This is a genomic window from Streptomyces sp. NBC_00448 (assembly GCF_036014115.1).
Taxonomy (GTDB): domain Bacteria; phylum Actinomycetota; class Actinomycetes; order Streptomycetales; family Streptomycetaceae; genus Actinacidiphila.
Genome location: NZ_CP107913.1, coordinates 3,809,684 through 3,824,622 on the forward strand (window position 1 = coordinate 3,809,684; position 14,939 = coordinate 3,824,622).

Genomic DNA, 14,939 nt, shown 5'->3' on the forward strand with positions numbered 1-14,939 from the left:
CAACGCCGAGGCGCCCGCCGTACCGCGGGCGCCTCGTGCAGCCGGGCAGCCGGCTGCCTCGTGCCTAGTTGTCGAGCACCGTGGTCAGGAACTCCGCGGTCCACTGGAGCAGTTCACGGCCCACCACCGGCTTCCCGCCGATCCGGGCGGTCGCCGGGCGCGGCACCAGCACCTGCTTCGTGGCGTGCCTGATCACCGAGCGCGGGTAGATCCGGCCGAGCCGCAGCTCCTGGGACTCGCGCAACTCGACCGGTCCGAAGCGGACGTTGCCGCCCTGGAGGGTGATGTCGCCGACGCCGACCTTGCGAGCCAGTATCCGCAACGCGGCCACCAGCAGCAGGTTCTCCACCGGCTCGGGCAGCTTGCCGTAGCGGTCGGCCAGCTCCTCGCGCACCGCGGCGATGTCCTCCTCGCTGTTCGCGGCGGCGATCGACCGGTACGCCTGGAGCCGCAGCCGCTCGCCGGGCGCGTAGTCGTGCGGGACGTGCGCGTCGACCGGCAGCTCGATCTTCACGTCCAGCAGCTCCTCCTCCGGCTCGCCGCCGCTCTCCAGCGCGTTGCGGTAGTCCGCGACGGCCTCGCCGACCATCCGCATGTACAGGTCGAAGCCGACCCCCGCGATGTGCCCGGACTGCTCGCCGCCGAGCAGGTTGCCCGCGCCGCGGATCTCCAGGTCCTTCATCGCGACGTACATGCCCGCGCCCATCTCGGTGTGCTGGGCGATGGTGGCCAGCCGCTCGTGCGCGGTCTCGGTGAGCGGCTTCTCCGGCGGGTACAGGAAGTACGCGTAGCCGCGCTCGCGGGAGCGGCCCACCCGGCCGCGCAACTGGTGGAGCTGGGACAGCCCGAAGGTGTCGCCGCGCTCGACGATGAGGGTGTTGGCGTTGGCGATGTCGATGCCGGACTCCACGATCGTGGTGGACACCAGCACGTCGAACCGCTTCTCCCAGAAGTCCACCACCACCTGTTCGAGCTGCGACTCCCCCATCTGCCCGTGCGCGGTGGCGATCCGCGCCTCCGGCACGATGGCGCGCAGCCGCGCCGCGGCGCGGTCGATGGACTCCACCCGGTTGTGGATGTAGAACACCTGGCCCTCGCGCAGCAGTTCGCGGCGGATGGCGGCGCCGATCTGCTTCTCCTCGTACGGGCCGACGAACGTCAGCACCGGGTGGCGCTCCTCGGGCGGGGTGGTGATGGTGGACATCTCGCGGATGCCGGTGACCGCCATCTCCAGCGTGCGCGGGATCGGCGTCGCGGACATGGTGAGCACGTCGACGTTGGCGCGCAGCTTCTTGAGCTGCTCCTTGTGCTCGACGCCGAAGCGCTGCTCCTCGTCGACGATGACCAGGCCGAGGTCCTTGAACTTCGTCTCCGACGAGAAGAGCCGGTGGGTGCCGATCACCAGGTCGACGGAGCCCTCTCGCAGTCCCTCCAGGACCGCCTTCGCCTCGCCGTCGGTCTGGAACCTCGACAGCGCGCGGACGTTCACCGGGAACTGGGAGTACCGCTCGGCGAAGGTGCCCATGTGCTGCTGCACCAGCAGGGTGGTCGGTACCAGGACCGCCACCTGCTTGCCGTCCTGGACCGCCTTGAACGCGGCGCGCACCGCGATCTCGGTCTTGCCGTACCCGACGTCGCCGCAGATCAGCCGGTCCATCGGCACGGACTTCTCCATGTCCGACTTGACCTCGGCGATGGTGGTCAGCTGGTCGGGCGTCTCCGCGTACGGGAAGGCGTCCTCCAGCTCGCGCTGCCAGGGCGTGTCGGGGCCGAAGGTGTGGCCGGGCGCGGCCATCCGCGCGGAGTACAGCCGGATCAGGTCGGCGGCGATCTCCTTGACCGCCTTCTTCGCGCGCGCCTTGGTCTTGGTCCAGTCCGCGCCGCCGAGCCGGTGCAGCGAGGGGGCCTCGCCGCCCACGTACTTGGTGACCTGTTCGAGCTGGTCGGTGGGGACGAAGAGCCGGTCGCCGGGCTGGCCGCGCTTGGCCGGGGCGTACTCCACCACGAGGTACTCGCGGGTGGCGCCCTGGACGGTGCGCTGCACCATCTCCACATAGCGGCCGACGCCGTGCTGCTCGTGCACGATGTAGTCGCCGCCGGTGAGGGTGAGCGGGTCGATGGTCTTGCGGCGCCGCGACGGCATCCGGCCCATGTCCTTGGCGGTGGAGCGCTGCCCGGACAGGTCGGTCTCGGTGAGCACCGCGAGCTTCAGCGCGGCGTCCACGAAGCCGTGTTCCAGCGAGCCGGTCGCCACGTGCACCACGGAGGGCGCCAGCACGGCCGGGTCGGTCAGCTCCGGGTCCAGCCGGGCCGCGATGCCCTCGCCGCCCAGCACCTCCACCAGCCGCGCGGCCGGGCCGTGGCCCTCGGTGACGTAGAGCGTGCGCCAGCCCTCGGCGAGCCAGCCCTTGGTGTCGGCGAGCGCGCGGGCGGTGTCGCCGCGGTACAGCTCGGGGGCGTGCATGCCCAGCCGCAGGGTGTCGCCGAACTCCAGCTCGGGCCCGAGCGACGGGCGCTCGTCGTACGGTCCGGCGGGCGCGGCGCCCTGCTCGTCGGCGGCGAACGGGCTCACCGACCACCACGGGGTGCCGAGGCGGCGGGCGTGCTCCCGGATGTCGGCGATGGACCACAGGGAGGCGGCGCCCAGGTCGATCGGCGCGGAGCCCCCGCCCGCCGAGGCCGCCCAGGACGCCTCCAGGAACTCCCGGGAGGTCGCCACCAGGTCCGCGGCCCGGGTGCGGACCCGCTCCGGATCGCAGACCACCGCCATCGAACCGGCCGGCAGCACGTCGAGCAGCAGCTCCATGTCGTCGACCAGCACCGGGGCCAGCGACTCCATGCCCTCGACCGCGATGCCCTCGGCGATCTTGCCCAGCAGCTCGTCCAGCTCGGGGTGCTCGGCCGCCAAGGCCGCCGCCCGGGCCCTGACCTGCTCGGTCAGCAGCAGCTCGCGGCAGGGCGGCGCCCACAGGCCGTGCTCGGCGACTTCCAGGGAGCGCTGGTCGGCGACCTTGAAGTAGCGGATCTCCTCGACCTCGTCGCCCCAGAACTCCACCCGCAGCGGGTGCTCCTCGGTGGGTGGGAAGACGTCGAGGATGCCGCCGCGCACCGCGAACTCGCCGCGCTTCTCGACCAGCTCCACCCGGGCGTACGCGGCCGACGCCAGTCCGTCGACCACGGCGTCCAGATCCGCGCTGCCACCGCTGCGCAAGGACACCGGCTCCAGGTCGCCGAGCCCCTTGACCTGCGGCTGGAGCACCGACCTGATCGGCGCGACCACCACCTGGACCGGGCCGGCCACCACGTCGTCGGCGTGCGGATGGGCCAGCCTGCGCAGCACCGCCAGCCGCCGCCCCACGGTGTCGCTGCGCGGGGACAGCCGCTCGTGCGGCAGCGTCTCCCACGACGGGTACTCCGCCACCGTGTCCGGCGGCAGCAGGGAGCGCAGCGCCGCGGCCAGGTCCTCGGCCTCGCGGCCGGTGGCGGTGACCGCGAGCACCGTACGGCGCGCGCGGGCGGCCAGCGCGGCGACCACCAGGGGGCGCGCGGCGGGCGGACCGACCAGGTCCACCTGCGGGCGGTTGCCCGCGGCGGCGGACTCGACCGCCTCGGCGAGAGCGGCGTCCTCGACGACGACGTCGACCAGACCGTTCAGACTCATCAGGGTTCCGTCCCGAAAGAAGTGGGCCCGAAAGAAGTGGGCAGAGCAACGCGAAGCGCCCGACACGTCGCACGGGCCGGGGGTACGTCCAGCGTACGACGTACCGGTGACAGCCACCGCCGGACCGCTCCTGGCGCCTCCTCGCCCGGGGAGCGTGCTGCTACGTTGCCAGCTTCGGGCCCGGCACACCGGGCCCCGGCAACCGAGGATTGTGGGGAGGGGCCTTGAGAGAGGCAGATCAGGGGCGCCACGGGGGGCCGCGCAGAGCGTGGACGGTGGCGGTGGCGGCCGTCGTCGCGGGCGCACTGTCCTGGACGGGTGTGGCGCAGGCCGCACCGGCCAGGAGCGGCGCGAGCGCCGCGGGCAGCACAGCCGGCACCGCGCGCGACACGCTGCAGGGGGACTTCGCGAGCGCCGCGAAGGAGTTCCACGTGCCCGAGGGCCTGCTCATGGCGGTGGCCTACCACCAGTCGCTGTGGGACACGCACGCCGGAGCACCCAGCACCACCGGCAACTACAACGTCATGGGCCTGACCCATGTGGACACCGCCGCCCTGCGGGCCGCGGGCACCGCGCCGGACAGCGGCCAGCGCGGCGAGGGCGGCAGCGCCGCCCCGGCCGCGCCGCGCGCCACCGCCGCACCGACTCCCGTCGGCCCGACCGCCGCCTACCGCACGCTGGACGCGGCGGCCGCGCTGACCGGGACGTCGCAGGCGCGCCTGCGCAGCGACCCGCTGCAGAGCGTCCGGGGCGGCGCCGCGCTGCTCGCGCACTACGAGAAGCAGCTGGCCGGCTCCCTGCCGGCCGACCCGGGCGCCTGGTACGGCGCCGTGGCCCGCTTCAGCCAGTCCACCGACGCCCAGGGCGCCGGGCAGTACGCGGACCGCGTCTACACCACGCTGCGGGCCGGGGCCTCGCGCACCACCGCCGACGGCCAGCTGGTCACGCTCGCGGCCGAGCCGGCCGTGGCGCCCAGGACCTCGGCCCTGAAGGACCTCGGCCTGCCCTCGGCGACCGCGGAGGCCGCGCAGGAGACGAAGGCCGGCGCGGCCGGTACCGCCACCCCCGCCGCGAACCCGACGCCCGAGTGCCCGTCCGGCCTGACGTGCAACTACGTGCCGGCCGCCTACAAGCAGACCGACCCGAACGACAAGTCGAAGTACGGCAGCTACGACCTGGCGAACCGCCCGGCCGACGGCAACTCCATCAAGTACATCGTCATCCACGACACCGAGGGCAGCTACAGCAGCGCGCTGGGCATATTCCAGGACCCGACACAGTACGCCACCCCGCACTACATCGTGCGCTCCTCCGACGGGCTGGTCACCCAGGTCGTGCAGACCAAGAACGTGGCCTGGCACGCCGGCAACTACTACATCAACGCGCACTCGATCGGCATCGAGCACGAGGGCATCGCGATCTCCGGCGCGTCCTGGTACAGCGAGTCGCTCTACGAGTCGTCGGCGGCGCTGGTGCGCTACCTGGCGAACCGGTTCGACGTGCCGCTCGACCGGCAGCACATCCTCGGCCACGACGACGTGCCCTCGCCGCAGACCGCGCAGCTCACCAGCATGCACTGGGACCCGGGCCCGTACTGGAACTGGTCGCACTACCTGGACCTGCTCGGCGCCACTCCCGGTGGCGGCGGCACCCCGGTGGTGGGCGGCGAGATCACCATCGACCCGCCGTTCACCTCGGCGAACGAGCCGACGGTCACCGGTTGCAGTTCCAACCCGTGCGCCGCGCAGCCGACCAGCTTCGTCTACCTGCGCACCTCGCCGTCCTCGTCGGCCGCGCTGATCGGCGACTCGGTGATGGCGGCCAACAAGGTCGCCAACGGCACCACGCAGGCCGCCGACGTCACCGACAAGGCGGTCGCCGGGCAGTCGTTCGTCGTGGCCGGCGTCCAGGGCGACTGGACGGCGATCTGGTACGGCGGCCAGAAGGCGTGGTTCTCCAACCCGGGCGGGCGGTTCGCGGTCGCGAACGGCAACACCGCGCGCCATGTGGTCACACCGGCCGGCAGCAGCGCGGTCCCGGTGTACGGCCGGGCCTACCCGGAGGCGTCCGCGTACCCGTCGGTGATCGCCGGGGTGGCGAGCGAGGACACCCAGATCGTGGCGCCGCTGGGCTACACGATCCCGGCCGGCCAGTCGTACGTCGCCGACGACCCGGTGAACGCCGACTACTACTACGCCAAGAACATCGACCAGAGCGCGCCGGGCGACCAGACGCGGGTGGTGGGCACGACCGTCTACTACCCGATCCGGTTCAACCACCGGCTCGGCTTCGTCAAGGCGAGCGACGTCACGGCGGGTTCGGCGGTGGTTCCGCCGGCCGGGACGTTCACCGCGGCGGGCCCGACCCGGATCATGGACACCCGCAACGGCACCGGCGTCACCAAGGGCGCTGTCGGCGCGGGCAAGACGATCAGCCTGCAGGTCGCGGGCAAGGGCGGGGTGCCCAGCAGCGGTGTGACCGGCGTGGTCATGAACGTCACCGCGGTCAGCCCGACCGCCACCGGCCACGTCATCGTCTACCCCGACGGCACCACCCAGCCGAACACGTCCAGCCTCAACTTCCCCGCGGGCCGCACGATCGCGAACCTGGTCGTGGTGCCGGTGGTCAACGGCAAGGTGGACTTCTACAACTCGGCCGGCAGCGTCAACCTGCTCGCCGACGTCACCGGCTACTACACCTCGTCCAGCAGCGGGTCGCGGTTCGATCCGGTCGGCCCCGAGCGGCTGATGGACACGCGTGACGGCACCGGCGGGGTGACCGGTCCGGTGACGGCGGGTCAGACGGTCTCGCTCCAGGTCACCGGCGGCACCACCGGCATCCCCGACACCGGGGTCACGGCGGTGGTCATGAACGTCACCGCGGTCAGCCCGACCGCCACCGGCCACCTGATCGTCTACCCCGACGGCACCACCCAGCCGGACACCTCCAGCCTCAACTTCCCGGCGAAGACCACCATTCCGAACCTGGTGACGGTGCCGGTGGTCAACGGCAAGGTCGACTTCTACAACTCGGCCGGCAGCGTCAACCTGCTCGCCGACGTCACCGGCTACTACGCGGCGAGCGGTTCGCTCTTCCACTCCACCGGGCCGACGCGGCTGATGGACACCCGCAACGGCACCGGCGGCGTCAAGGGCGCGGTCGGCGGCGGCAAGACCGTCACCCTGCCGCTCACCGGCCACGGCGGCCTGCCCGCGAGCGGGGTGACGGCGGTGGTCATGAACGTCACCGCGGTCAGCCCGACCACCACCGGCCACGTCATCGTCTACCCCGACAGCACCACGCGGCCGAACACCTCCAGCCTCAACTTCCCGACCGGGCAGACCATCCCGAACCTGGTGGTGGTCCCGGTGGTCGACGGCAAGGTCGACTTCTACAACTCGGCCGGCAGCGTCAACCTGCTGGCGGACATCACCGGCTACTTCACGTCCTAGACGCCGGAACGCGCACGCCGCCCGCTGCGGGCGGCGTGCGCGGGGCACATGACGCGGCGGCCCCGGAGCGCAGAAGTCCTGCGCATCCGGGGCCGCCGTGTCACGTGCGGGCCGGGGAACGGCCCGTCCGCCGCCCGGGGTCCGGCCGGGCCGCCTTCCTAGTCGGTGGCGATCGCGTTCAGTACGTTCATCCGCGCGGCCCGGAAGGCCGGCAGGAGCGCGGCCAGCAGACCGACGACCGCGGAGGCGACGAAGACGATCACGATCGTGCTCCACGGGATGCGCAGGATCTGCAACCCCTGGGAGGCGAGCACCTGCTGGGCGGCCGAACCCCAGCCCAGGCCGAGCGCGAGGCCGACCAGCGCGCCGAAGAGCGAGATGACCACCGACTCCAGCCGGATCATCCGCCGCAGTTGGCGCCGGGAGGTGCCGATCGCCCGCATCAGGCCGATCTCCCGGGTCCGCTCCACCACCGACAGCGCCAGGGTGTTGACCACGCCGAGCACCGCCACGATGATCGCCAGCGCCAGCAGCGCGTAGATCATGTAGAGCAGCTGGTTGACCTGGTCCTTGATCAGGTGCTTGTAGTCGGCCTGGTCGCGCACGTCGATCTGCGGGTAGTCGTGCGTCGCGGCCTTCAGGGAGGCGTACGCCTCCTTCTCCTTGCCGTCGGCGGCCTTGGCGAACATCAGGAAGTCACCGGGTATCTTGTCCGCCGGCAGGTAGGTCCGCGCGGTGTCGATGCTGGTGAACAGGGTGCCGTTCTCCAGGGCGGTGCCGCCCTTGGTGACCGCGGCGATCTTCAGGTGCGCGGTGCGCCCGCCGACCAGCGCCACGGTCATGGTGTCCCCGACCTTGACGTGGTTGTCCTTGGCGAACTGCTCCGGCACGGACATCGCGTCCTTGCCGTAGGCGTCGGACAGCTTGCCCTGCGTGGTCGCCAGCTGCACGTCCTGGGTGTACGTGCTGTCGGCGGCGCTGAGCTGGCCCTTGATCTTCTTGCCGGACGGCGTGGTCATGGTGCCGTTGACGATCGTGTAGTCGGTGATGTGGTCCAGGTCCGACGCCGACCTGATCGCCTTGGCGGCGGCCGGGGTGATCGGCTGCGAGCCGTTGCTGCCGACCTCGATGATGAAGTCCGCGCCCACGGACTTGTCGAGCTGGTCGTTGGCGGAGGCCACCATGGACGAGCCGACCACCGACATGCCGGCCACCAGCGCCAGGCCGATCATCAGCGCGGAGGCGGTGGCGCCGGTGCGCCGCGGGTTGCGCAGCGCGTTGCGCTCGGCGAGCCGGCCGATCGGGCCGAAGAACCGCAGCACCACGGCGCTGACCGCGCGGACCACCACGCCGGCGAGCAGCGGGCCGACGATGACGAAGCCGACCAGCGAGAGCAGCACGCCGATACCGAGCATCCCGCCGCCGGAGGACGCCTTGTCCGACTGGGATGCCGCGACCAGGGCGAGCACGCCCGCGGCGCAGACCAGCACGCCGATCGCGGCCCTGATCCGTCCGGCCCTGGCGTCGGCCGGGGTGCCGGCGTCGCGCAGCGCGGCCATCGGGGAGATCTTCCCGGCCCGGCGGGCGGGGATGTACGCGGAGACCACGGTGACGACGACGCCGATGACGAGGCCGACGATCGGGGTGGTGGCCTTGATGGTCAGCTCGGAACTGTCCAGCTTCAGACCGGCCTTGCCCATCAGCTTCATCAGCCCGATGGCCAGGCCGATGCCGCCGCCGATGCCGACCACGGAGCCGCTGACGCCGAGCATCACCGCCTCGATCAGCACCGACCGGTTGACCTGGCGGCGGCTGGAGCCGAGCGCCCGCATCAGGCCGATCTCCCGGGTGCGCTGGGCGACCAGCATGGAGAAGGTGTTGACGATCAGGAAGATGCCGACCAGGACCGCGATCCCGGCGAAGCCGAGCATCGCGTACTTCATGAAGTTCAGGAAGCCGCCGAGGTCGTCCTCCTGCTTCTTCGTGGTCTCCTTCGCGGTGTCGACCGTGTAGTGGCCGCCGATCGCCGCCTTCACGTTCGCCTTGAGCTGCTCGTCGGAGACACCCTTGGCGGCCGTCAGGCCGTAGCCGGTGTAGGCGTCGGCGCGGCCGAGCAGCTTGGACTGCGCGACGGCGGTGTCCACGTAGACCACGGCGGCGCCGGGGTTGGTCGACTTGAAGGTGACGATGCCGCTGAGGGTGACCTTGAAGTCGCCGGGCTGCGCGATGACCCGCAGCGTGTCACCGATCTTCAGGTGCTTCGCCTTGGCGGTGTCCGCGTCGATCACGGCGTCGGTGTCCGAGGTGGGCAGGTGGCCGGAGGTGAGCTTCACCGCCTTGGTCTCGGTGGAGTCCCAGTTGCTGACGACGGTCGGCGCGCCGGAGGACGGGCTGATCTTGTCGTTGTGCGCGTCGGCGACGGTGACGTCCTGGCTGGTGACGTCGGGCACCGAGGAGACGACGCCGTTCACGTGCGCCAACGTGGCCTGCAGCGAGGCGGGCAGGGTGTCCGGGATGCCGGTGGCCTGCTCGTTCTTCACCTCCTTGGCGCTGACGGTGACGTCGGAGGCGGTGTTGCCGAAGAGCCGGTCGAAGGTGGCGGTCATGGTGTCGGTGAAGACCAGGGTGCCGCAGATGAACGCCACCGACAGCAGCACCGCGACCCCGGACAGGGCCATGCGGCCCTTGTGCGCGAAGAAGTTGCGCACCGACGTCTTGAAGACGGTCACGAGGTCCTCCCGCGACCGTCGAAGGACTTCATCCGCTCCAGCACCGACTCGGCGGTCGGGCTGACCATCTCGTCGACGATCCGGCCGTCGGCGAGATAGAGCACGCGGTCGGCGTAGGAGGCGGCGACCGGGTCGTGGGTGACCATCACGATGGTCTGGCCGAGCTCGTCGACCGAGCGGCGCAGGAAGCCGAGCACCTCGGCGCCGGCCCGGGAGTCCAGGTTGCCGGTCGGCTCGTCGCCGAAGATGATCTCCGGCCGGGCGGCCAGCGCCCGGGCCACCGCGACGCGCTGCTGCTGGCCGCCGGAGAGCTGGGTCGGGCGGTGCTTGAGCCGGCCGGCCAGGCCGACGGTCTCCACCACGCGGTCCATCCACTCGCGGTCGACCTTGCGGCCGGCGATGTCCATCGGCAGCGTGATGTTCTCCGCCGCGTTCAGCGTCGGCAGCAGGTTGAACGACTGGAAGATGAAGCCGATCTTGTCCCGGCGCAGCTGGGTGAGCTTCTTGTCCTTGAGGTGGGTGATCTCGGTCCCGCCGATCCAGATCCGGCCCTCGCTGACCGTGTCGAGACCGGCCAGGCAGTGCATGAGGGTCGACTTGCCGGAGCCGGAGGGGCCCATGATCGCGGTGAAGCGCCCGCGGGCGATGTCCACGTCCACCGCGTCCAGCGCGACCACCCGGGTCTCGCCCGAGCCGTACGCCTTGGTCACCGAGCGTCCTGCGGCGGCAACGGCCGTACGTTCTCCGCTGCCCCCGGCTGTGGGAACCGTCATAGCCGTCGTCACTTCTGTCTCCCGTGGTGGTGTCGTCGTACGTGACCGCGTGCGTGCGGGGCGCCGATCGCCCTTGTGTCCATGAGCCTGCCGGAGTGTGCCGCACCTGACGATGGGGCAGGTCTCCGGATCGGGGGTGGGGCTATCCCCACCTCCGAGGTGCGGGTGAGCGGTTCCATCCCGCCCTATGACCGTAGGCACCGCCCGGCAGCCGATCGTCATCCGCCGGTACGAACCGGTGGGCGCCGAAAGTAGGTGTCTCCCCCTAGGGGTCTGGTACCACGGTCGGAGACGCGGCTCAGGGTCGGCGGTCGGCGGCCCCGGCCGACGTGCCGTCAGGCACCCGCGCGCAGCCCCGAGATGCCCACGTCGAGCGCGGCTTCGAGGTGGGTGAGCCGGCCGGTCTGCAGCAGGATCGACACCCCGCCCTGGATGCCGGCGAGCAGCGCCGCGGCCGCCTGCCCGGCGTCGACGCCCGGCGCGACCGCGCCCTGGTCGCGCATCGCCAGCACGCCGTCGGTGATCTTGCGCTGCCACTGTTCGAGCAGCCGCGCGGTCACCTCGCGCGAGGCGGGCGTGGTGCGGCTCAACTGGGTCATCAGGGCCCCCAGCGGGCACGTCGTGCCCTGCTGGCGGTAGCGGGCGAGCACGGCGTCGCGCCACGCGTCCCAGGCCGCCCAGGAGGTCAGGTCGCTCAGGTACGGCTCCTGGTCCAGCAGCACCCGGTCCGCCTCGTATTCCGCGACGGCGTACATCAACTGCTCCCGGCCGCCGGGGAAGTAGTGGAAGAGCTGGCTCTTGCTGGTCGCGGTCACCCGGCAGACGTCGTCCAGGGTGGTGGCGACCGCGCCCCGGGCGCGGATCTCGGCGGCGGCGCCCTCGACGATGCGCTGCCGGGTGGCCCGGCCCTTCGCGGTGAACCCGACCGGCTGCTGCGTCATGCCCCCAGCGTCGCACACCTCGGCACATTTTCTGGACTTGCTGGTCCACTTTCTGGGTGCCACGCTCGGCCGTGCCACCGGGGAGCACGACCAGGCGTCGGGAGAACGCCGAGGTCGCGCGACGGGTGGCACCGGGTGGCGCGCCGCAGCACCGCGTGCCACCGGAGACACCAGTCGAGGGCAGCACCCAGGAGGACGACAGTCATGGAACGGCGATTCGACGGCAGGACCGCCCTGGTCACGGGCTCGACATCGGGCATCGGGGCGCAGGTCGCCCGCACCCTTGCCGCCCAGGGCGCACTGGTCGTGGTCAGTGGCCGGCGGGCCGAACGCGGCGAGGCGGTGGCGGAGGAGATCGAGGCGGCCGGTGGCCGGGCGGTGTTCGTGCCGGCCGACCTCGCGGCGGGCGGCGCGGCCGTACGCGGCCTCGCGGACGCGACCCTGGCCGCGGTCGGCGGCCGCCTGGACATCCTGGTCAACAACGCGGCGCTGCTGCTCGAACCGCGCCCGACCGCCGAGGTGGACGAGGCGACCCTGGACGCCGCCTACGCGGTCAGCGTGAAGTCCGCCTTCCAGCTCACCGGCGCGCTGGTGCCCGCGATGGCCGAGCGCGGCAGCGGCGTCGTGATCAACATGGGCTCCATCAGCGGCACGAGCGGCTGGGCCAACTCCGCCCTCTACAGCATGACCAAGGCCGCGGTGCACTCCCTGACCAAGTCCTGGGCGGCGGAGTACGGTCCGCGCGGCGTACGGGTCAACGCGGTCGCCCCCGGCCCGACCGCGACCGAGGAGAACATCGCCAACGCGGACCAGCTCGGGCCGCTCCTGGCGACCACTCCCTCGGGGCGTCTCGGCCGCCTGGACGAGGTGGCCGCCGCGGTGGCCTTCCTCGCCTGCGACGAGGCGTCGCACATCCACGGGGCGATCCTGCCGGTGGACGGCGGGTTCACGGCGGTGTGAGCGGTGTGAGCGGTGTGAGCGGTAGGGGCGGAGGGCGCGGCGGACCGGGCGGACTTGCGGGCGGGGCATGCGGCCGGGCCGGGCGGCCGCCTTACGGGGCGGGGCGCCTTGCTCGGGCCGCCCTACAGGGCGGGGCGCCTTGCTCGGGGCGGCTCAGCTCATGGTGAGGCGGACCGGGCGGACCCCGCCGAGCAGTGCGGCCAGCGCGCGGTCGATGTCCGCGCCGACGTACCAGTCGCCGGTGTGGTCGACCGCGTAGACCCTGCCGTCGGGGTCGATCGCCAGCAGCGCGCCGGACCCGGACTCCTCGCCGATCGGGCTGATCTCGGTCTCCAGGGCGCGCCCGAGGTCGCCGAAGGTGCGGGCCAGGTGCAGGCCGCGCAGCGGGTCGACGACGACCGGAGCGGGCGCGACCTGCCGGCCCGGCCCGGACACCGGGGGGATGGTCAGACCGCCGAACTCCGCCCACGCCTCGACGGCGGCCGGGAAGACCGCGTGCTGGTGGCCGCCCGGCGACAGGTGCCCGCGCAGCCGGTCCGCCCACTCCTCGGCCTGCTTGATGTCCCAGCGGCCCGGCTGCCACCCGGCCGCCCGCAGCGCGGCGTCGACGCCCACCGGGAAGCGCGTGCCGCCGGCCGTGCCCGCGCTCACGCCCGCCCCACGCCGGGGTCGAACGGCCGCACCCCGAAGTGCGCGAGCAGCGGCGCGCAGGAGCGGCAGGGCGGCGCGTAGGCGCCGTGCGCGGGGTCGCCGTCCTCGCGTATCCGGCGCGCGGTGAGCTTGGCGCCGCGAAGCGCCTTGCGGGCCTCGCCCTGGGTGAGCGGGCGGCGCGAGGCCCGCTTGCCGCGGGTCGCCTCCACCGCCGTCAGGTGACGTGAAATCAGCACCGGTTCGGGGCACCGCCCGGTGAACCGCTCGCGCTGGGCGACCGGCAGCGCGTCCAGGAACTCCTGCACGATCGGGTGGAGCACGGGCGGCTGCTCCCCCTTGGCGCCGGTGCAGGTCAGCACCTCGTCGCGGATGGACAGCGCGGCCGCGATCGCGGGCAGGATGCCGTCCCTGCGGTGCCGCAGCACCGGGGGCTCCAGCGGGTCGCGGGCAGCGCTCCAGCTCAGCCTCGGGTCGGCGGTGTCCGCCGCTGGTAGGCGAGTTGTCATATCCTGCCCCGTTCCGTCATCCATCCGCCCAAGGCGGCAGCTCCCCCGTATGCCGAATCAGAGTGCCAAACAGGCCATCCGATGGGGAAGCGGAACGCGGTGTGGCGACCTTCCCGTGTGGGCCATGTCACCGTCTTGTGACGTTACGTCGGCGCCATGGACACGCAGCGCGCACATCTGCCGCCGTTCACCGGCCGGCCGCCGGCACACAGCGCGGTCACAGCGTCACCGCGCGCCGTTTACGGGGCCGTTCGCGACCGGGAGGATCGGATCGGCGCCGCGAGCCGGCGCCGATCCCCCCACACACACGACCCAGGGAACGTGACCCCATGCACCGTGCCCGAAGAGACGCGGACGCCCCGAGCACCCGCCGTGTACGACGTGTTCCCCGCCTGCGGCGTCCCCCACGCGCCCGGGCCCGCGCCGCCGCCCTCGCCGTGCTGCCCGCGCTGCTGCTGGCGGCCGGCTGCTCGTCCGGCTCCTCAGGTTCCACCGACGCCGACGGCGGCAAGGGCGGCGGGCGTTCCGCGGCCCAGGCGTCCGCCGACGCCGGCAAGGCGCCGCTGAGCGTGGCCCAGCTCTCCCGCGCGCTCGTCACCGACCATGACGTGCCCGGCTGGGTGATCGAGATGACGCAGACCGACGACGGCACCGCGACCACCGCACCGGCCGGGGGCTTCGACCCCGACGACCTGGGCGCGCAGGACGACACCAGCGGCCGGCCGGTGCTGGTCGCCGACAAGCCCGAGTGCCGGCCGCTGGCCGACGTCAGCAGCTCGCAGCCCGCGATCCACCGGATGGCCTCGGTCGGCGCCACTTTCGCCGAGGCCACCCCCACCGCCGGCGCGGCCCCGGACGAGATCGACCGGATGCTGATCGCCAGCCACGCCCCGGGCGACGCGCGGAAGGTGATGGCCGCGATCAAGGGCGCGCTCGCCACCTGCACCGCGTTCGAGGCCCGCGACCAGAACGGCACCCGCACGCCCTTCCGGGTCGGGAAGGGCCCGGTGGTGAAGGTCGGCGACGAGTCGGTGGCGTACGTCATGACCGACACCGCGGACAAGAAGACCGGCGCGGCCCTGGTGACGGTGGTGCGCACCGGCGACACCGTGACCTCCTACCTGTCGACGAAGGCCGAAGGGGGCGCCGGGCAGGTGCCGTTGGAGGTCGCCCGCAAGGAGGACCGGAAGCTGCGGGCGGCCCTGGCCGCGCGGAAGTGAGCGGCGCCGCGCACGGGACGGCGGCCGGAGAGGAGGAGTGCGTCAC

At 72.6% G+C, this 14,939-nt stretch carries 9 protein-coding genes; 3 read left to right on the forward strand and 6 right to left on the reverse strand.

The genetic code is table 11. The features are described 5' to 3' along the window. Positions 1–64: 64 nt before the first annotated feature. Positions 65–3,661: a transcription-repair coupling factor gene (mfd, locus tag OG370_RS16075; protein ID WP_328464827.1), complete on the reverse strand. Its 3,597-nt coding sequence runs from the start codon at positions 3,659–3,661 to the stop codon at positions 65–67. Between the two features lie 224 nt (positions 3,662–3,885). Here mfd and OG370_RS16080 point away from each other — a divergent pair, with 224 nt between their 5' ends. Beyond that, a complete protein-coding gene (locus OG370_RS16080) occupies positions 3,886–7,113 on the forward strand; it encodes an N-acetylmuramoyl-L-alanine amidase (RefSeq protein WP_328464829.1) in 3,228 nt (1,075 codons plus the stop codon). A 158-nt stretch (positions 7,114–7,271) separates the two neighbouring features. Here the strand turns inward: OG370_RS16080 and OG370_RS16085 are convergent, their stop codons facing one another. The 3 genes from OG370_RS16085 to OG370_RS16095 all read right to left on the reverse strand — a co-directional run bounded on the left by OG370_RS16085 (position 7,272) and on the right by OG370_RS16095 (position 11,556). Continuing rightward, entirely contained in the window at positions 7,272–9,842 is a 2,571-nt protein-coding gene (locus OG370_RS16085) for an ABC transporter permease (protein WP_328464831.1), read from the reverse strand. Next, positions 9,839–10,615 carry an ABC transporter ATP-binding protein gene (locus tag OG370_RS16090; protein ID WP_328464833.1) on the reverse strand — a complete coding sequence of 259 codons (777 nt, stop codon included), beginning with the start codon at positions 10,613–10,615 and terminating at the stop codon, positions 9,839–9,841. Before OG370_RS16090 ends, OG370_RS16085 begins: the two co-directional genes overlap by 4 nt. A 335-nt stretch (positions 10,616–10,950) precedes the next feature. After that, complete coding sequence (locus OG370_RS16095; protein ID WP_328464835.1) at positions 10,951–11,556, reverse strand: TetR/AcrR family transcriptional regulator; 606 nt, start codon at positions 11,554–11,556, stop codon at positions 10,951–10,953. 204 nt (positions 11,557–11,760) lie between these two features. On the opposite strand from OG370_RS16095, the gene OG370_RS16100 reads away from it, so the two are divergent. Continuing rightward, on the forward strand, positions 11,761–12,516 hold the full coding sequence (locus tag OG370_RS16100) for an SDR family NAD(P)-dependent oxidoreductase (protein WP_328464837.1): 756 nt from the start codon (positions 11,761–11,763) through the stop codon (positions 12,514–12,516). Positions 12,517–12,669: 153 nt separating this feature from the next. Here the strand turns inward: OG370_RS16100 and OG370_RS16105 are convergent, their stop codons facing one another. Together OG370_RS16105 and OG370_RS16110 are read right to left on the reverse strand one after the other, a co-directional pair. After that, the gene (locus OG370_RS16105; protein ID WP_328464839.1) at positions 12,670–13,167 is read right to left on the reverse strand and encodes an SUKH-3 domain-containing protein; all 498 of its coding nucleotides are present in this window, start codon (positions 13,165–13,167) and stop codon (positions 12,670–12,672) included. After that, positions 13,164–13,673, reverse strand: coding sequence for a YwqJ-related putative deaminase (locus OG370_RS16110; protein WP_328464841.1), 510 nt, complete (start codon positions 13,671–13,673; stop codon positions 13,164–13,166). Before OG370_RS16110 ends, OG370_RS16105 begins: the two co-directional genes overlap by 4 nt. 329 nt (positions 13,674–14,002) lie before the next feature. On the opposite strand from OG370_RS16110, the gene OG370_RS16115 reads away from it, so the two are divergent. Beyond that, positions 14,003–14,893, forward strand: coding sequence for a hypothetical protein (locus OG370_RS16115; RefSeq protein ID WP_328464843.1), 891 nt, complete (start codon positions 14,003–14,005; stop codon positions 14,891–14,893). Positions 14,894–14,939: the final 46 nt, after the last annotated feature.

Coding starts and splice junctions, on each gene's coding strand:
- mfd (WP_328464827.1), bottom strand. CDS start 3,661: ATGAGTCTGAACGGTCTGGTCGACGTCGTCGTCGAGGACGCCGCTCTC.
- OG370_RS16090 (WP_328464833.1), bottom strand. CDS start 10,615: ATGACGGTTCCCACAGCCGGGGGCAGCGGAGAACGTACGGCCGTTGCC.
- OG370_RS16095 (WP_328464835.1), bottom strand. CDS start 11,556: ATGACGCAGCAGCCGGTCGGGTTCACCGCGAAGGGCCGGGCCACCCGG.
- OG370_RS16100 (WP_328464837.1), top strand. CDS start 11,761: ATGGAACGGCGATTCGACGGCAGGACCGCCCTGGTCACGGGCTCGACA.
- OG370_RS16110 (WP_328464841.1), bottom strand. CDS start 13,673: ATGACAACTCGCCTACCAGCGGCGGACACCGCCGACCCGAGGCTGAGC.
- OG370_RS16115 (WP_328464843.1), top strand. CDS start 14,003: ATGCACCGTGCCCGAAGAGACGCGGACGCCCCGAGCACCCGCCGTGTA.